Origin of the sequence: Modestobacter sp. VKM Ac-2986 (assembly GCF_026967795.1) — a bacterium.
GTDB lineage: Bacteria > Actinomycetota > Actinomycetes > Mycobacteriales > Geodermatophilaceae > Modestobacter.
This window is the reverse complement of sequence record NZ_JAPVBH010000003.1, coordinates 153,101-169,547: the sequence shown is the minus strand read 5'-3', so window position 1 is coordinate 169,547 and position 16,447 is coordinate 153,101. Positions and strand designations below refer to the sequence as shown.

16 protein-coding genes are annotated in these 16,447 nt (G+C 74.0%); 5 read left to right on the top strand and 11 right to left on the bottom strand.

Translation table 11 applies throughout. The features are described 5' to 3' along the window. Positions 1-50 precede the first annotated feature (50 nt). Both O2W14_RS08740 and O2W14_RS08735 read right to left on the bottom strand, forming a co-directional pair. Positions 51-962: a lysophospholipid acyltransferase family protein gene (locus O2W14_RS08740; RefSeq protein ID WP_269175692.1), complete on the bottom strand. Its 912-nt coding sequence runs from the start codon at positions 960-962 to the stop codon at positions 51-53. Continuing rightward, entirely contained in the window at positions 959-1,735 is a 777-nt protein-coding gene (locus O2W14_RS08735) for a glycerophosphodiester phosphodiesterase (protein WP_269175691.1), read from the bottom strand. Before O2W14_RS08735 ends, O2W14_RS08740 begins: the two co-directional genes overlap by 4 nt. A gap of 240 nt (positions 1,736-1,975) precedes the next feature. Between O2W14_RS08735 and O2W14_RS08730 the strand changes: the two genes are divergently transcribed. Beyond that, on the top strand, positions 1,976-2,263 hold the full coding sequence (locus O2W14_RS08730) for a hypothetical protein (RefSeq protein ID WP_269175690.1): 288 nt from the start codon (positions 1,976-1,978) through the stop codon (positions 2,261-2,263). A 90-nt stretch (positions 2,264-2,353) separates the two neighbouring features. Here the strand turns inward: O2W14_RS08730 and O2W14_RS08725 are convergent, their stop codons facing one another. The 3 genes from O2W14_RS08725 to O2W14_RS08715 form a co-directional block, all read right to left on the bottom strand. Next, positions 2,354-2,626: a hypothetical protein gene (locus tag O2W14_RS08725; protein ID WP_269175689.1), complete on the bottom strand. Its 273-nt coding sequence runs from the start codon at positions 2,624-2,626 to the stop codon at positions 2,354-2,356. 547 nt (positions 2,627-3,173) lie between these two features. Next, positions 3,174-3,728: an isochorismatase family protein gene (locus tag O2W14_RS08720; RefSeq protein ID WP_269175688.1), complete on the bottom strand. Its 555-nt coding sequence runs from the start codon at positions 3,726-3,728 to the stop codon at positions 3,174-3,176. A gap of 304 nt (positions 3,729-4,032) precedes the next feature. Next, positions 4,033-4,587, bottom strand: coding sequence for a DinB family protein (locus O2W14_RS08715; RefSeq protein WP_269175687.1), 555 nt, complete (start codon positions 4,585-4,587; stop codon positions 4,033-4,035). Between the two features lie 86 nt (positions 4,588-4,673). Between O2W14_RS08715 and O2W14_RS08710 the strand changes: the two genes are divergently transcribed. Beyond that, positions 4,674-5,642: a helix-turn-helix transcriptional regulator gene (locus O2W14_RS08710; protein WP_269175686.1), complete on the top strand. Its 969-nt coding sequence runs from the start codon at positions 4,674-4,676 to the stop codon at positions 5,640-5,642. A gap of 600 nt (positions 5,643-6,242) precedes the next feature. On the opposite strand, the gene O2W14_RS08705 is transcribed toward O2W14_RS08710, so the two are convergent. Together O2W14_RS08705 and O2W14_RS08700 are read right to left on the bottom strand one after the other, a co-directional pair. Beyond that, entirely contained in the window at positions 6,243-7,028 is a 786-nt protein-coding gene (locus O2W14_RS08705; RefSeq protein ID WP_269175685.1) for a hypothetical protein, read from the bottom strand. After that, on the bottom strand, positions 7,025-7,939 hold the full coding sequence (locus O2W14_RS08700) for an ABC transporter ATP-binding protein (RefSeq protein ID WP_269175684.1): 915 nt from the start codon (positions 7,937-7,939) through the stop codon (positions 7,025-7,027). Before O2W14_RS08700 ends, O2W14_RS08705 begins: the two co-directional genes overlap by 4 nt. Positions 7,940-8,092: 153 nt before the next feature. Between O2W14_RS08700 and O2W14_RS08695 the strand changes: the two genes are divergently transcribed. After that, positions 8,093-9,337, top strand: coding sequence for a sensor histidine kinase (locus tag O2W14_RS08695; protein WP_269175683.1), 1,245 nt, complete (start codon positions 8,093-8,095; stop codon positions 9,335-9,337). Beyond that, entirely contained in the window at positions 9,334-10,035 is a 702-nt protein-coding gene (locus tag O2W14_RS08690; protein ID WP_269175682.1) for a response regulator transcription factor, read from the top strand. Before O2W14_RS08695 ends, O2W14_RS08690 begins: the two co-directional genes overlap by 4 nt. Positions 10,036-10,170: 135 nt before the next feature. Here the strand turns inward: O2W14_RS08690 and O2W14_RS08685 are convergent, their stop codons facing one another. After that, positions 10,171-10,737 (bottom strand): antibiotic biosynthesis monooxygenase, encoded by a 567-nt coding sequence (locus O2W14_RS08685; protein ID WP_269175681.1) that lies wholly within the window; start codon positions 10,735-10,737, stop codon positions 10,171-10,173. Between the two features lie 148 nt (positions 10,738-10,885). Between O2W14_RS08685 and O2W14_RS08680 the strand changes: the two genes are divergently transcribed. Next, on the top strand, positions 10,886-11,602 hold the full coding sequence (locus O2W14_RS08680; RefSeq protein WP_269175680.1) for a M50 family metallopeptidase: 717 nt from the start codon (positions 10,886-10,888) through the stop codon (positions 11,600-11,602). A 6-nt stretch (positions 11,603-11,608) separates the two neighbouring features. Here the strand turns inward: O2W14_RS08680 and O2W14_RS08675 are convergent, their stop codons facing one another. The 3 genes from O2W14_RS08675 to O2W14_RS08665 form a co-directional block, all read right to left on the bottom strand. After that, complete coding sequence (locus O2W14_RS08675; RefSeq protein WP_269175679.1) at positions 11,609-12,895, bottom strand: alkaline phosphatase family protein; 1,287 nt, start codon at positions 12,893-12,895, stop codon at positions 11,609-11,611. Positions 12,896-13,268: 373 nt separating this feature from the next. After that, positions 13,269-15,641: a glycoside hydrolase family 65 protein gene (locus O2W14_RS08670; RefSeq protein ID WP_269175678.1), complete on the bottom strand. Its 2,373-nt coding sequence runs from the start codon at positions 15,639-15,641 to the stop codon at positions 13,269-13,271. Beyond that, positions 15,638-16,369 (bottom strand): HAD family hydrolase, encoded by a 732-nt coding sequence (locus O2W14_RS08665; protein ID WP_269175677.1) that lies wholly within the window; start codon positions 16,367-16,369, stop codon positions 15,638-15,640. Before O2W14_RS08665 ends, O2W14_RS08670 begins: the two co-directional genes overlap by 4 nt. Between the last annotated feature and the right edge of the window lie 78 nt (positions 16,370-16,447).

The following is a 16,447-nucleotide window of genomic DNA, read 5'->3' as shown; positions in this document are numbered from 1 at the left end:
AGGCACCGGCACCCCGGTCCAGCACCGGCCGGTCACGGCGCCCCGGGCCGTCACGGGATCTCGGGCGGGACGACGCCGCCAGGGAAGGCCGCCCGCGCGGTCGTGGGCCGCGTGGGGTCGGCGTGGGCGATCCGGTCGGTGGGCTCACCGGCCCGCAACGGCGCCAGCCCCCGGGTCAGCGCGGCGTCGATCCGGGTGCGGGCCCGGTTGGCGTCGCCCAGCCGGCCGGGCCGCAGGTCGGTGACGTCGACCGGTGGGCCGATGTGCACCTGCAGCGTCGGCCGCCGCCACAGCGCGGTGAGCAGAGTGGTGACCTTGCCCCGGCCGAGGCCGTACTGCATGACCTCGTGGGCGCCCCACTGGCTGACCGGGACGACCGGGATGCCGGCGGCCAGCGCCATCCGGGCCATCCCGGTGCGTCCACGTTCGGGCCACCCGTCGCCGGTCAGCCCGATCCGCCCCTCGGGGTAGGCGACCACGTGCGCGCCGGCGGCCAGCGCCGCCTCGGTCACCCGGACGGCGTGCCCGGCCAGGTCGGTGCCCCGTTCCACCCGGATGCAGCCGCAGCGCTCCAGCAGCGCACCGACGACCGGGACGGCCATCAGCCCGCCCTTGACCAGGAACCGGGGCTGCACCCCGGCCCGGTGCAGGGCGACACCGACCACGAAGGGGTCGAAGTCGCCGATGTGGTTGACCGCGAGCAGCAGCGGACCGTCCAGCAGCTCCGCGGGCACCTCGCCGGTGAGCTGCAGCCGGCCGAACGCCAGCGGCACCCACGACAGCCGGCTCAACGCGAACCGCCACACCGACCACGGCGGGGCCGCGGCGACGGCCAGTTCGCGGGCGAACCAGTCCGGGTCGGCGGGCTCCACCTGGTCGGCGAGTTCGGCCGGGAGGGGAGGGGTGGCAGGGTGCCAGCTGCCCAGTCGCCCGGCCACCTCCGTCGTCCAGGTCCGGGTCACGCGCCGGTCCACTGACCCCGGGACACCAGGAGGTCGCGCAGCATCGCCGGCCGGTCGGTCATCAGCCCGTCGACGCCCAGGTCGAGCATCTCGGTGGCCTCGGCCTCGGTGTCGACCGTCCAGACGTGCACCTGCAGGCTGCGGGCGTGCGCGGCGGCGATGAACCGCTCGTCGACCAGCGGCCGCCCGCCCAGGGCCAGCGGCACCTGGGCGCAGCCGGCCTGGATGCGCACCAGCCCGGCGGCCCGGGGGGAGTAGGAGGACAGCCGCAGCGCCGCCACGCCCTTGGGACCCAGCGAGGTGCACACGCCGGGGCCGAAGACCCGGCGGGCCGCGGCGATCCGGGCGTCGGAGAAGGAGCCCAGGCAGATCCGGTCCTCGACCCCCAGCCGCCGCACCGTGCGCACCAGCGGCGCCAGGACCCCGGCGGCCTTGATGTCGAGGTTGAACCGCACGTCCGGCCAGGCGCCGAACAGGTCCTCCAGCCGCAGGATCGGCTCCCGGCCCCCGATCAGCGCCGCCTGCAGCTCCCGCCAGGGCATCGACTCGACCCGGCCGGTGCGGTCGGTGACCCGGTCCAACGTGGGGTCGTGGAAGACGACGAGCTCACCGTCGGAGGTCACCCGGACGTCGGTCTCCAGGTACCGGTAGCCGAGGGCGACGCACTCCTCGAACGCCGGGAACGTGTTCTCCAGGTGCTCGATGGCCCCGCCGCGGTGGGCCATCGCCACCGGGGTCGGGCCGTCGAGGAAGGCGTAACGCGAGCCCGGCACACCCCCCACGCTAGTGCGGGCCGCTCACCCGGGCGGATCGGGTGCTCGAGGACTGCCCGCTGCCCGCGTGCCCGCCACCCTGGCGTGTCCCCTCTCGTCCTGTCGTACCGGGCGTCTACCGTCGCTGCCGTGGCTGCAGAGCACGAGGTGGACGCCCGTCCGGCCTCACGGACCCGACGCACCAAGGGCGAGGAACGCCGGTGCGGCTGGTGTCGCAGCGTCCTGCCCGCTCAGGAGTCGGTGGGGCGCCCACGGCTCTACTGCGGCCAGGCGTGCCGGCAGCGGGCCTACGAGCAGCGGTCGGCCACGGCGAAGGCCGGGTTGTCCGACGACGTGGTGCTGGTGACCCGGGCCGAGCTCGACGGCCTGCAGGACCGGCTCTACCAGCTGCGCTGCGCCATCGAGGACGTGCAGACCGTGCTGTCGGAGAAGCCGACCAAGGCCGAGCTCGAGAAGTCGCTGTCCGAGCTGGTGCGCTCGACCGGCCGACTCGACCGGCTGTGGCTCAACGGCAAGGCCGCCGGCTGAGGGACCTCATGCGTCACGTGACGCATTGAGTCAGGTCAGCGGGTGCTGTGCAGGGGAGGGGCGACCGGGTCGCCCCTCCGCCAGCAGTCGTCAGCCGTCCGAGCTGTTGTCGCCGCCGCTGTTGCCCTCGTCGTCGCCGGACTCGTTCTCGCCGTCGGGCTCGCTGTTGTTGTTGCGGGGCACGTTGCCCTGCGAGGTGCCACCGGGGTCGCTGCCGCCGGTGTTCGCGGTCTCGTTGTCACTGCTGTCGCCGTCGTTGCGCTCGGTACCACCGCCGGCCGCACTGCAGGCGGTCATCGTGGCCGGTCCACCGACCAGAGCCAGCGCGACGAACAGGGCTGCCACCGGGCGTCGGATGTTCATGACCCGACCCTACGAAGGGTTCGCCGTCGGCGCTCCCTGAGACCGCCGAATCACACCTCGTTGCGTCAGAGTGACGTAACCACGGTGACGTAGGTGGACCGGCTGAGACGTGGTCCGTGGCGGGTCGAGGGCTCAGATGGTCGGGACAGTGACCTTGCCTTGGATCGCCGAGCACACCACGATGATCAACTTCTCGATGGGCCGGTCGAGGTGTCCAGGTCGACGGACATGCGCCTCGCGACGACCCGTGGGTGCCGCCGGCGTCATGTCGTCGCGTCCGTCCTACCGAACGGTCGACATGACGACGCGACGTCATGTCGCGCGGACGACACGGACCCCGGAGGCATCCGGTGCTCGGCCGTCAGGTACGTCGACCCGACGCCGCATCGGTGTCGGTGAGCGCCTTGCTGCGCATGTCGACCTGCGCTACGGATGATCATGGTCGGGACCCCGCTCGACCGCCCCTCTCGGGCTCTGACCGATGCGCCGATAATCGACATTATGTCAAGTAGCGGAGAGGGCGACCGCTCCTGGGCACTCCCCGGGCTCACCCGGTGAACGTCACGTCCGTCGTCTCGACGACTCCTGCCGTCCGACCGGGTGCGGCCTGGAAGCGCCAGTACAGGTTGGTGTGCGCGATGACCTGGTCGACCGGCGGAGCGCCCCACGCGGTCTTGTCCCCGGCGGTGTGCGCGTCACCGACCAGCGTCACGTCGTAGCCCCGGGTGAAGCCGCCGTGGATGGTCGACCGGATGCAGGCGTCGGACTCGGCGCCGGCGACCACCAGCCGGCCCACGCCAGCCGCGGCCAGGACGTCCTCGAGGTCGGTGCCCTCGAAGGAGTCGCCGTAGGACTTGTGCACGAGCGGCTCGGACTCCCGGCGTACGAGCTCGGACACGTACTGCCAGTCGTCACTGTCCTGCGGCATCTCGTCATCGGAGTGGGCGACCCACACGACCGGGACGCCGGCGTCCCGGGCCCGGTCGACCAGGGCGCCGATGTTGGCGACGACGGCGTCGCGCTCGTGGGCGCCGGTCACCACGCCCTGCTGGACGTCGATGACGACGAGGGCGGTGTTCGGACGATCGGTCAGCGTGGTCACGGAGACTCCCCTGCTGCTCGGACGGGCCGGTGCGACGTCCGTGACGTTAGTGCCGACGACCGACAGATTTCAGCCGGCCGCCTCCCTCAGGCGCCGTCAGATCGACGAGCCCACGAGCGCGGGGCCATGTTCGCCACCATGGCCCCGCGCTCGGCTGCACCCCCCTGGCACGCGGCACTCGGTTCACCGCCTCGGTCGGCACCACCGCCCACTCGTCACACTCCGTGACATCGGGTCAGTCGGATCCGGGAGGTCCGACGGGTCGTCCTGGTCGCCCGCCGAGGACGAGACACCGCCCGTGCGGTCAGCCCATCGTCTTCTGGCCGTCAAGGGTCTCGCGGATGACGTCGGCGTGGCCGGCGTGCTGGGCGGTCTCGGCGATCAGGTGCAGCAGGGTCCGTCGCGCCGACTGGCGAGCGCCAGGGGTGAACCAGGGGGCCTCCGGCAGCAGGTGGTCGGCGTCCAGGCTGGGCAGGGTGCGCACCAGCTCGTCGGTGCGAGCGGCGACGGCGGCGTAGTGCTGGAGGACGCCGGCGAGGGTCTCCTCGGGCAGCAGGTGGTGCTCGTCGGCCCAGCTCTCGGCCATCTCGGGGCTGGTCCAGTCGACGGTCGGGAAGGCGGCCGCACCGCGGACCATGAAGTCGGCCCAGGCAGCCTCGGTCGCTGCCACGTGCTTCACGATCCCGCCCAGGCACAGCTCGCTGACCGTCGGCCGCAGCCTGGCCTGCTCGTCGGTCAGCCCCTGCACGGTGTAGCGCAGGAAGGAGCGGTGGCGAGCCAGGCTCTCCAGCAGGTCGGCGCGCTCCCGGTCCAGTGGGCCGATGGTGCTCGGGTGGGTGGTCGTGTCGGTGGCGGTCATGGCGGGCGCCCCTCTCGTCGGTGGAACCGATGACGCTAGGGGCTATTGTGGTCATTTACTGTCCTAAGACAGGGCAGGATGGGCCGGTGGCCAACACCAGCTCGCGCACGCTCCGGCTGCTGTCCCTGCTGCAGAGCCAGCGGTACTGGCCCGGCGCCGACCTGGCCGACCGGCTGGGCGTCTCGGGTCGCACCTTGCGGCGCGACATCGAGCGACTGCGGGAGCTCGGCTATCCCGTGGACGCCAGTCGCGGCGTCGACGGCGGCTACCAGCTCACCCATGGGGTCTCCCTGCCGCCGCTGGTGCTCGACGACGAGGAGGCCGTCGCCCTGGCCGTGGGGCTCCGGTCGGCGACGCACTCGTCGGTCAGCGGCATGGCCGAGGCGTCGGTGCGGGCACTGACGAAGGTCGTCCAGGTCATGCCCCAGCGCCTGCGGCGACGCGTGGAGGCGTTACAGGCGGTCACCGTCCCGGCCGCCTGGGGCGAGGCCGGCACCGAGCCGGTCGACCCGCTGGCGCTCACCACCGTCGCCCAGTGCTGCCGGGACGCCGAGCGGCTCACCTTCCACTACGTCGCCTCCGACGGCGTATCCAGCGACCGGCACGTCGAGCCGTACCGTCTCGTGCCCGTCGGGCAGCGGTGGTACCTCGTCGCCTACGACCTCGCCCGCGGGGACTGGCGCACCTTCCGGCTGGACCGCCTGGCGGACGCCACGAACACCGGACAGCACTTCGCCCCCCGCCGGCTGCCCGCGGCCGACGCCGCCAGCTTCGTACTGGCGGGTCTGGACGGCCGGCGCGACCCCTACCGGGTGGTGGTGCTCGTGTCCGCACCGGCCGCCGAGGTGGTCGCGCACGTCAGCCGCTGGGGCACCGTCTCCGCCGTCTCACCGACGAGCTGTCGCCTGGAGATGACCGCTGACGACCTCAGCTGGCCGGCCATGGCCCTGGGCTCCCTGGGCCACGAGTTCACGGTGCAGTCGCCTCTGGAGCTGCTCCAGCTGCTGTCGGACTGGTCGGCGCTGTACGACCGGGCCGTGCAGCGCACCAGCTGACTCAGCTCCACTCCCCTGCTCTGCACCCGGTCCGGGCCTTGGCCGGTCAAGTGTGGCTTTTGTTTTTCTTGTCTGTGTTAGACGACTTGTTAGGGATAACGGGAGTACAGGGACTGGTGCTCCACTCGTGTCATCGGCAGATGGGCCAGCGGTGATGACGTGGCCGGCCGAGGTGGGAACTCGTCCGGCCGGTCTCTCGAGCCGGCTCCGCCACCGGCCTGCCGGTGGGCCCGCACAGAGCGCAGCCCCGAAGGTCAGGCGAGCCCGCCGTCCGTACGAACCCCACGGCCGAACCGCTCCCCTCCCCCCGCCACGGGGTCGCGGACCGCCTCAGAGCGGACGGGACGAGCTCCCCCAGCACAGGGCGGCCGCTGTCGTGCCGGACCTGTCTCCACTGCTGTGACGGAATGCCGACAGGTGTCCGGGTGAGCACCCCCGAGCACCTGTCGACCGACCCGTTCGGGCTGCTCCCCCGTCCTGGTCGGTGATGGCTTTCCTTAGTTTGAGCAGCGGGTGCGCAGTTGGGGATAACGGACCAACGAAGATCGGGGACGGGGGTGGACCGACTGGTGCCGGTCCACCCCCGTCGAGCCGGTTGCGTCAGGAGATCTCGGCCCGGTGGACCCGGAGCCAGCCCAGCGCCATCGGCAGCCCCAGCCACAGGGCGGTCGCGGTGGCCAGCTGCAGCCAGCCCTGGGCGTCCAGTCCCCCGTCGAACACCGGGGCGCTCGCCGTCGTGAGGTCCAGCCAGTCGGCCACCCAGTCCAGCGCTCCGACCGTGCTGACCAGGATCGTGAACACCGTCGGCAGGACGAAGTACAGGACGATCGCCAGCGGCGAGCTGAGCAGCAGCATGCCGAACGCCACCCCCGACAGCACGTACACCAGCTGCAGCAGCACCACCTGGCCGAGCTCGGCCGCACCCAGCGACCAGTCCTGCGCGCCGTCGGTCACCACCGGGGTGAGGACGACGGCCACCGCGGAGGTCACCAGGGTCGCGGCCACCCCCAACAGGGCGAGGACGGAGGCGGCCAGGACCTTGGCGGTGAGCACCCGGGAGCGCCGGGGCACGAGCGTGAACGTCGTCATCGCCGTCCGCTGCGACCACTCGCTGGTCACCAGCAGGATGCCCAGCACCGGCAGCAGCAGACTGGTGGCCAGCTGGGCGAACTCGAGGTGGTCGGACAGGCTCAGCGGGTCGTGCCCGGTGAACAGGGCCAGCGCCACCGTCGCCACAGCCGCCAGGGCGATCACCGCCAGCAGCCACCGTCCGGCCCGGGTGTCGCAGGACTTGCGCAGCTCCACCCGGGTCAGCCGGAGCAGGGAGGGGGCCGTCACCGGCCCGGTCAGCCGGCGCGGGCCGGACTCGAGGGTCGCAGCGCTCATGCCGCCACCGCCGGCTGCTGCTGCGTCGCGGCGTCAGCGGACCCGGTGAGCGAGCGGAACAGCTCCTCCAGACCCTCACCGCCGGCCTGCCGGAGCTCGGTGAGCACCGCACCGGCGGCGGCCGCCGCCTGCCCGACGGCGAGCGGGTCGGCGTCGGCGACCAGGGCGTCGCCGTCCCCGGGTACGACGGTGATGCCCGCCGTCTGCAGGGCGCGTGCCAGGACGGCGCGGTCCGGGCCCCGGACGACGGTCCCGCGGCGGCCCAGCAGCTCGGTCTTGCTGCCCTGCGCCACGACCCGGCCGCCGGCGATGACGACGAGCTGGTCGGCCACCGCCTCCACCTCGCGCAGCTGGTGGGAGCTGAGCAGCACGGTGCCGCCCCGGTCGGCGAAGCCGCGGAGCAGCCCGCGCATCCACCAGATGCCCTCGGGGTCCAGGCCGTTGGCCGGCTCGTCGAGCACCAGCACCTCCGGGTCCCCGAGCAGTGCGGCCGCCAGGCCCAGCCGCTGGCGCATCCCGAGGGAGTAGCTGCCCACGCGGGTGCCTGCCGGACGCCCGGCCAGACCGACCTGCCCGAGCACCTCGTCGACCCGTTCGGCGCCGACGCCGAGCACCAGGGCGGTGAGGGTGAGCGTCTCCCGGCCGGTGCGGCCGGCGTGCTGGGCGCCCGCGTCGAGCAGGACGCCGACCTGCCGGCCGGCGTTGGGCAGGTCGCGGTGGGCGCGGCCGGCGATGGTGGCCGTGCCGCTGGTCGGGACGGTGAGCCCGACCAGCGACCGCAGGGTGGTGGACTTGCCCGCGCCGTTGGGGCCGAGGAAGCCGGTCACGCTGCCCGGCGGGCAGGAGAAGGACACGTCCGAGACGACGGTCCGGGCGCCGTAGCGCTTGGTGAGGTGGTCCACGGTGATCATGCCGACGAGCCTGGCCGCCGGGCGGGGGCGCGCACATCGCCCGGGAGGCGGCGGCCGTGGTCACCTCGGTCGCCGGCGGGTGGGCCACCGGTCGCGCCGGCCCCCTACTTCGGTCGGTACCCGCGGCCTCCCGCCGTCCGTAACCTCGGCGAGGTGACCACCACCAGCCCACCGGAACAGGCTGTCCCGGCGAGCGAGCGGGCCTGGCTGATGCCGGCACAGGTCCTCCCGGGCGTCCGGCCCGGGACCCGCCGTTCGGTGCGGGACTGGATCGTCGACGTCGCCTGCTCCCTGATCGCCGTCCTGTGCGGCACCGTGCTGGTGGGGGTGACGCTCAGCCAGCCCGAGCCACCGCACGCCCTGCTGGTGTTCGCCGACGTCGTCCTGGGCGGCCTGTCCTGCGTGGCACTGTGGTGGCGCCGGCGGTGGCCGGTCGAGGTGGCGGTGCTGCTGGCGGTGGTCGGCTGCTTCTCCGAGATGGTCGCGGCTGCTGCCGCGATCGGCCTGTTCACCGTGGCGGTGCACCGCCGGCTGCCCACGGTGCTGGTCGTGGCTGCGGTGCACCTGGTGACCGGCTGCGTGTTCGCGCTGCTGCGCCCCACCGAGGACCTCCCCTTCGGCTGGGTGGTGGCCTTCGGGCTGCTGCTCACCGCCGCCGTCGCCGCCTGGGGGATGTTCGTCGGTGCCCGGCGCCAGCTGGTGGTGTCGCTGCGGGACCGCGCGGTCCGGGCCGAGAGCGAGCAGCTGCTGCGGGTCGAGCAGGCCCGGCACACCGAGCGCACCCGGATCGCCCGGGAGATGCACGACGTCCTGGCCCACCGGCTGTCGCTGCTGAGCATGCACGCCGGCGCGCTGGAGTTCCGGCCCGACGCCCCGCCGGCCGAGGTCGCCGCGGCCGCCGGGGTGGTGCGGGCCAGCGCCCGGCAGGCCCTGGAGGACCTGCGCGAGGTGATCGGGGTGCTCCGGGAGTCCCCCGACGAGACCGGTGCGACCCGACCGCAGCCGGGGCTGGCCGACGTCCCGGCCCTGGTCGAGGAGAGCCGGGAGGCGGGGCTGCGGGTGCGGGCGGAGTACGGGGTGGCCGACCTCGGTGCCGCCCCCTCGGTGACCGGCCGGACCGCCTACCGGGTGGTCCAGGAGGCGCTGACCAACGTGCGCAAGCACGCCCCCGGGACGGTGGTCACCCTCGCGCTGACCGGTGGCCCGGGCACCGGGCTGACCGTCGACGTCCGCAACCCCGCCCCCACCGGCGGAGTGCACGCCGACCCCCTGCCCGGGGCCGGGACCGGCCTGGTCGGGCTGCTGGAGCGGGTCACCCTGGCCGGTGGCGGGCTCGCCCACGGCTGGACGGCGGACGGGGAGTTCCGGCTGACCGCGACGCTGCCCTGGCCGGCATGAGCGAGATCGGCGTGAGCGGGACCGGCACGAGCGGGCCGGTCCGGGTCCTCGTGGTGGACGACGACGCCCTGGTGCGCTCGGCGCTGGGGATGGTGCTCGGTGGGGCCGCGGGCCTGGAGCTGGTGGGCGAGGCGGCCGACGGTGCCGAGGTGCCGGCGGCGGTGGCGCGCACCCGGCCCGACGTCGTGCTGATGGACATCCGGATGCCGCGCACCGACGGGCTGACCGCCACCGAGGCGCTGATGAGCGCGCCCGACGCCCCGGCGGTGATCGTGCTGACCACCTTCGACGCCGACGACCAGGTGCTGCGGGCACTGCGGGCCGGTGCGAGCGGGTTCCTGCTCAAGGACACCCCGCCGGCGGCGATCGTGGACGCGGTGCGCCGGGTGGCCGACGGGGAGCCGATGCTCTCACCGACCGTGACCCGGCGGCTGATCGCGCACGTGTCGGCGGCGGGGGCGGTGGCGCCGGGTGAGGCGCGGCAGCAGCGGGCGCGGGACCGGCTGGCGACGCTCAGCGAGCGGGAGCGCGACGTGGCGCTGGCGGTGGGCCGCGGGCTGTCCAACGCGCAGATCGGCGCGGAGCTGTACCTGAGCGTGGCGACGGTGAAGGCGCACGTGTCCCGGCTGATGGTGAAGCTCGAGCTGGCCAACCGGGTGCAGATCGCGCTGCTGGTGCACGACGCCGACCTGGTCTGAGCGGACCGGGGCCGCTCCCCTGTCGTTGCTGGTCTTCCCTGTCGGGTCGGCGGCGCACTTGTTGGGGATAACGGTCGTACGACGGGTGGGCCGCTCCGCCGGGGGCCGCGTCGCGTGCGCGGCCCCCGGCGGGCGTCAGGCGAGCCGGCGGTCCCGCCAGCGGCGGCCCTGGAGCCACCAGCCGAGACGGCGGGTCATCCAGGGCAGCAGCAGGTAGGTCATGAGCGGGGTGAGGGTCAACGTCATCGCTGCCACCCGGAGCACGACGTGCACGTCGGCCAGCAGCGCACCGAGCGTGACCGTGGCGAGCAGGTTGAGCGGGAAGAAGACCAGCCAGATGGTGACGGCCTGCTTCCACCGCGGCGGCGGCGCCGGGGCGGGCGGCAGTTCCGTGGCGGCGTCGACCGGGGCGTCGAACCAGCCCTCGATGCCCGTGCGCCGCTCGGTGCGGGTCACCTCCGCCAGACCCTGGGCCGAACCGAGCCACCAGCGGCGCTCGGAGCTCGCCTCCCAGGTGGCGAGCGTGGCCGGCGAGGCGAACCGGCACAGCATGTGCCACTCGTCCGCGCCGTGCCGGGGACGGACCCAGCCGCCCCCCAGGAAGCCGGGGAAGCCCTCGGCCATCGTCAGCCCCGCCCGGATCCAGGCGGTCATCTCCATCGCGTGCGCCGGGTCGGCGCGCCGCGTGAACGAGACGGTCACCGGCAGTTCCGGGGTCTCCGGTACTGCGGGTGCCGGTGCAGCACTCTCCATGGGGCACAGCATCGCGGTCCACTGGGTGGGACGTCGAACCCGGTCCCCCCGCGCGCCGCCGGGCTCGTGCACAGCCGGGCTGGTCATGATCGGGGGCATGGCGGCCGTCGAGGAGTTCTGGACCCGGGTCAGCGCCACCTCTCCCCCGCTGCCGGCGTGGGTGCTGGCGCTCAGCGCCGCGCTGGCTGCGCTGCTGGTGCTCTCCCCGACGCTGTGGCGGTCCTCCCGGCACGCGGTGACGATCGCCCACGAGGGCGCGCACGGCCTGGCCGCGCTGGTCACCGGCCGCCGGCTGTCGGGCATCCGGCTGCACTCGGACACCTCGGGGGTCACCGTGTCGGCCGGGCGGCCCACCGGCCCGGGGATGGTGCTCACCGCGGCGGCGGGCTACACCGGGCCGGGGTTGTTCGGGCTGGGGGCGGCCGCGCTGCTGGCCGCGGGGTACGCGGTCGGCCTGCTGTGGGCGCTGCTGCTGCTGCTCGCGCTGCTGCTGGTGCAGATCCGCAACTGGTACGGGCTGTGGTCGGTGCTGGTCACCGCGGCGCTGGTGTTCGCCGCCACCTGGTGGATGCCGGCCCCGGGGCAGGCCGCCTTCGCCCACGGCGTCACCTGGTTCCTGCTGCTGGCCGCCCCGCGCACCGTGCTGGAGCTGCAGCGCTCCCGGCGGCGGGGCACGGCCCGGGACTCCGACGCCGACCAGCTGGCCCGGCTCACCCGGCTGCCGGGGCTGCTGTGGGTGGGGCTGTTCCTGCTGGTGGACGGCGGCGCGCTGGTGCTCGGGACGTCCTGGCTGGTCGCCCCGCTGACCGGCTGACCCGGGTCAGCGCAGCGGCAACGACACGAACGCCTCGCGCCGCGGGGCGCCGTCGTAGCCGCCGGCCGGCGCGGCCAGCCCGAACACCGCCCCCACCGTCGGTGCCACGTCGACCGTGCGCGCCTGGGCGCCGCTGCTCACGCCCCGCCGCAGCGCCGGGTGCCCACCGGAGAGGAAGAACGGGATCGGCTCGGTCACCGGGTGCCCGTGGTTGCCCGGGATCGGGTTGGAGGTCGGCTCGGGGTCGGTGAACCGCCAGCCGGGCCGGGCGTAGGCCAGCAGGTCCCCGGCCTCCGGACCCAGCCGCAGCGACCCGGGGACGTGCACCGACAGCACCCCGGGGTGGGCCTGCACCAGCCGGCGCACCTCGGTCAGGCCGGCGTTGCGGCGGGCGGCGGGCCCGGTCCAGTACAGCAGGTCGGCGCCGCCGTTCTGGGCGATCGTGATCGCCGCCTGCAGGTCCGGCCGCGGCGCCAGCACCCGGTTCACCGAGATCGTCGAGGTGGGCAAGGAGAAGTCCATCGAGTGGTCGGCCAGGACCAGCAGCACGCTGCGCTCCCAGCGGCCGGTGGCGCGCAGGTGGTCGACGAACCGGCCCACCTGCAGGTCGGTGGAGACCAGCGCCAGCCGGCGGGCGGCCTGCACCGTGGTGCCGGTGACGTCGGCGTGACCGAAACGGTCGACGTCACCGAGGTTCGTGAACACGAAGTCGGGGTCTGGGCCGTCGACCATGGCGAGGAGGGCGTCCACGGTGGCCGCGTCGGGGGCGTGGTCGGTGACCGGCAGCAGCGGGAAGGGCTCCCAGCGGTAGGTGGCCCGGGTGCCGAAGACGCTGAACAGGTACTCCTTGCTCAGCACGCTGCCCGTCGTCCGGGCGCCGGTCCGCAGCCGCTCGAGCAGGGTCGGGAAGCGCAGGTCGCTCGGCCGGTCCAGGTCACGGACGACGCCCTCGGCCCGGTCGAACACCGCGTTGCTCGGCACACCGGTCCGGTCCGGGCGCACCCCGGTCATCATCATCGTGTGGTTGGGGATCGTCTCCATCACCGGCAGCGAGCGTGCCCGCGGGAACGTCGTCCCGGCGCTGCGCAGTGCGGCCAGCCGCGGGGTGAGCACCGGGCTGATCTCGTCGGGCCGGCAGCCGTCGACGACCAGCACGTACACCCGGGGTCCCGGCCCGGCGGCGCGTGCGTGCGGCGCCCCGGCCGCGGCGGAGAGGACGACGGCCGCGCCGGTGGCGGCTCCAGCTGCCAGGAACCGCCGGCGGCTCAGCGGCACCTGCGGGAGCTGTGTCATGCCCGGATGGTGCACCGTCGTGACCAGCGCACACGCGCTGCACCGACCGTTCACGCACTGTTGGCCGCCCGGCCCGCCACGCCCGGGCGCCGCCCGCTCGACCGCGAGATCCGCGAACTCGGGACCTCCCGGCGCCGGTGGCCACGAGAGCGCAGATCTCGACGCTGGACGCCGACGGACGAGGACCCGGCCCCCACGCACGACCTGCCGCGGGACGACGCCGACAGTGCGTCACCGACCGCGAGATCTGCGAACTCGTGGCCTCCCGGCGCCGGTGGCCACGAGATCGCGGATCTCGATGCCCCACCCCGACCTGCGAGGGCCCGGCCCCCGTGCCGCGTGGGGCGTGGCACGGGGGCGAGGGGGTCCTCCCTCAGTCGCTGGTGGGGCGGTTGCGGCGGCGGGGGGCGGCGTTCGGCGGCTGGTGCACCGGGGCGACGTCCAGCGGCGCCGGGATCGGGAGGTCGACGCCGTCCTGGGCGACCAGCACCTGCTGGCCGTGGTGGTGGATCTCCAGTGGCTCGTCGCCGTAGACCAACCGGTAGGTGGCCCGCTCCGGGGTGACCGTGACCGACAGGCAGCGGCCCTGGAAGACCATCCGGAACCGGAGCCGGGTGATCCGCGGGGGCAGCCGCGGGGCGAAGGCCAGCTTGCCGCCGTGGTCGCGCATCCCGCCGAAGCCGCCGACGGCGACCATCCAGCCGCCGGCCAGCGAGGCGATGTGCAGGCCGTGGCCGCTGTTGCCGTGCAGGTTCTGCAGGTCCGTCAGCGCCGCCTCGCCCCAGTAGTCGTGGGCCAACTGCAGGTGCCCGGTCTCGGCAGCCACGACCGCCTGGACCGCGGCCGACAGCGAGGAGTCCCGCACGGTGCGCGCCTCGTAGTAGGCGAAGTCGGCGATCTTCTCCTCGAGGGTGAACGCGTCGCCGCGCAGGTGCAGCGCCATCACCAGGTCGGCCTGCTTGAGGACCTGCTTCCGGTAGATGTCGAAGTAGGGGAAGTTCAGCAGCAACGGGTACTGGTCGGCCCGGGTGCCGGCGAAGTCCCACTCCTCGTGGTGGGTGAACCCCTCGGACTGCTCGTGCACGCCCAGTGCCTTGTTGAACGGCACCCGCATGGCCTCCGCCGCGGCGGACCACCGCTGGACCTCGTCGTCCCCCACCTGCAGCCGCACGGCCGTGTCGGGGTTGCGGCCCACCGCGGCGACGGCCTCCCGCAGGTTCCGCTGCGCCATCAGGTTGGTGTAGACGTTGTTGTCGACCACGGCGGTGTACTCGTCGGGCCCGGTGACGCCGTCGATGCGGAAGTTCTGCTCGCCGTCGAAGTGCCCCAGCGAGCTCCACAGCCGGGCGGTCTCCACCAGCAGCTCGGTGCCGTAGTCGCGGTCGAACACCTCGTCGTGGGTGGCCACGGTGTAGCGGGCGACGGCGTCGGCGATGTCGGCGTTGATGTGGAACGCCGCCGTCCCGGCCGGCCAGTACCCCGAGGTCTCCTCCCCGCGGATGGTGCGCCACGGGAAGGCCGCGCCGTCGAAGCCGAGGACGCGGGCCCGCTCGCGGGCCTGGTCGAGGATGGAGTGCCGCCACAGCAGCGCGTCGCGCACGGCCTGCGGGGCGGTGTAGGTGAGCACCGGGAGGACGTAGGTCTCGGTGTCCCAGAAGGTGTGCCCGTCGTAGCCGTCGCCGGTGAGCCCCTTGGCCGGGATCGGCTGGCGCTCGGCGCGCAGCCCGGCCTGCAGGACGTGGAACATGCCCACCCGCACGGCCTGCTGCAGCTCGTCGTCGCCCTCGATCTCGACGTCGGCCTCGTCCCAGTGGGTGTCCAGCAGCTCGCGCTGCTCGCGCAGCAGCCGCTCCCAGCCGGCCAGCTTCGCCGTCGCCAGCGCGCCCTCCACCTGGTCGCGCATGGCGGCCGAGGAGCGCCGGCTGGACCAGCCGTAGGCCAGGTACTTGACCAGCCGCAGCTTCGAGCCGGCCGGCAGCCGGGCGGCGAGCTGGTAGCGCGCCAGGTCCGGCGACACCTCGAGCTCCTCCGACGCGGAGTCCGGGATCTCCACCTCGTGGTCCATCCCGGCGGCCATCCGCAGCTTGCTGCGGCGGGTCTGGTGCACCAGCACCGCGTGCCGACCGGAACCCTCGTGCAGCTCGGAGACCAGCGGCCGGTCCATGGCCGAGGCCGCCCGCGGGTCGTCGCTCTCGGTGGTGGAGACGGCCTCGTTGGCCAGCAGGTCCGACTGCAGGGCGATGTAGAGGTCACCGGCGTCGTCGGTGCACTCGACCGTGTACTCGATGGCGGCGATGGAGCGGCGGGTGAGGGAGACCAGCCGGGTGCTGGTGACCCGCACCTGGCGGCCGCTGGGCGAGCGCCACTCGGTGGTGCGCCGGAGCACGCCGTCGCGCAGGTCCAGGGTGCGGCGGTGGTCGATCAGGTCGCCGTACTGCAGGTCCAGGGGCGAGTCGCCCACCAGCAGCCGGATGATCTTGCCGTCGGTGGCGTTGACGACCGTCTGCCCCTGCTCGGGGAAGCCGTAGCCGGCCTCGGCGTAGGGCAGCGGCCGCTCCTCGAAGAAGCCGTTGAGGTAGGTGCCCGGGACGACGACGGGCTCCCCCTCCTCGAAGGTGCCCCGCATGCCGATGTGCCCGTTGGCCAGGGCGAACACCGACTCGTTGACGCCGAGGGAGGCCAGGTCCAGCCCGATGGCGGTGACCGACCAGGGCTCGACGACGAAGTGCGCGCGCCCGGCGGTCACTGCTGGGCCTCCAGCAGCTGGTCGAGGTCGGTGACGACGACGTCGGCGCCGCGCTCGCGCAGGCCCTCGGCCTGACCCACCCGGTCGACACCGACGACGAAGCCGAAGTCCCCGGCCCGGCCGGCCTCGACCCCCGACAGCGCGTCCTCGAACACCGCGCACTGCGCGGGCTCCATGCCCAGCGCCCGGGCACCGGCGAGGAAGGGGTCCGGCGCGGGCTTGCCGCGCAGCCCCTGGGCGGCGGCGACCAGCCCGTCGACGCGGGCATCGATGAGGTCGGCGAAACCGGCGACGGCGATGACGGACTCGCCGTTGGCCGAGGCGGTCACCACGGCGGTGGCCAGGCCGGCGGCCTTGACCGCCCGCAGGTAGCGCATCGAGCCCTCGTAGACCTGGACGCCGTGCTCGTCGAGCTCGGCCAGCACCAGCACGTTCTTGCGGGTCGAGACACCGGCCACGGTGGCGGCGTCGGCCGGGTCGTCGTCGCTGCCCTCGGGCAGGGTGATGCCCCGGCTGGCCAGGAAGTCGCGGACGCCGTCCTTGCGCGGCTTGCCGTCGACGTAGGTGTTGTAGTCGTCGCCGCTGAACTCGGCCGCCGACGGGTCCCGACCCTGGAGGAACTCGTCGAAGGTGCGCTTCCAGGCAGCCTGGTGCACCTTCGCGGTCTGGGTCAGGACCCCGTCGAGGTCGAACAAGCAGGCCCGGATGTCTTCGGGGAGTCCCAGCACGGGCGTCACGGTACGGCGCACTCCCGACCGGCACCTGTCCAGCCCGCCGGAGGCCGCCGCGCCGTCGTCCCCACCGGC

Bases quoted from the DNA above. Each gene is read 5' to 3' on its own strand.
- O2W14_RS08715 (WP_269175687.1), bottom strand. From the start codon at position 4,587: ATGACCGCCACCGACACGACCACCCACCCGAGCACCATCGGCCCACTG.
- O2W14_RS08680 (WP_269175680.1), top strand. From the start codon at position 10,886: ATGGCGGCCGTCGAGGAGTTCTGGACCCGGGTCAGCGCCACCTCTCCC.
- O2W14_RS08700 (WP_269175684.1), bottom strand. From the start codon at position 7,939: ATGATCACCGTGGACCACCTCACCAAGCGCTACGGCGCCCGGACCGTC.
- O2W14_RS08675 (WP_269175679.1), bottom strand. From the start codon at position 12,895: ATGACACAGCTCCCGCAGGTGCCGCTGAGCCGCCGGCGGTTCCTGGCA.
- O2W14_RS08690 (WP_269175682.1), top strand. From the start codon at position 9,334: ATGAGCGAGATCGGCGTGAGCGGGACCGGCACGAGCGGGCCGGTCCGG.
- O2W14_RS08725 (WP_269175689.1), bottom strand. From the start codon at position 2,626: ATGAACATCCGACGCCCGGTGGCAGCCCTGTTCGTCGCGCTGGCTCTG.
- O2W14_RS08705 (WP_269175685.1), bottom strand. From the start codon at position 7,028: ATGAGCGCTGCGACCCTCGAGTCCGGCCCGCGCCGGCTGACCGGGCCG.